1 pseudogene is annotated in these 255 nt (G+C 64.7%); it reads right to left on the bottom strand.

Annotated features, from left to right (window positions below):
• Positions 1-255: pseudogene (locus tag ACLIYP_RS31070) on the bottom strand (adenosylhomocysteinase); the annotation flags it as partial.

Here is a 255-nt window from a genome sequence, read left to right as displayed (position 1 = left end):
GCGGCTTGACCTCGTCCCTGACGATCCCCGGCACCGCCGCCAGCCCGGCCATGTCGATCTCGTTGTCGAAGTGCCCGATGTTGCCCACGATCGCCTGGTGCTTCATCCGCGCCATGTGCTCGGCCAGAATGATGTCCTTGTTGCCGGTGGTGGTGACGAAGATGTCCGCACTCTCCACCACCTCCTCCAAGGTGGCCACCTGGTAGCCGTCCATGGCGGCCTGCAGCGCGCAGATCGGATCGATCTCGGTGACGA

The sequence above is a fragment of the Streptomyces nanhaiensis genome (assembly GCF_046614825.1).
Lineage (GTDB): Bacteria > Actinomycetota > Actinomycetes > Streptomycetales > Streptomycetaceae > Streptomyces > Streptomyces radiopugnans.
Note: the sequence above shows the minus strand (reverse complement) of the source record. Positions and strands in the feature narration are given on the sequence as shown.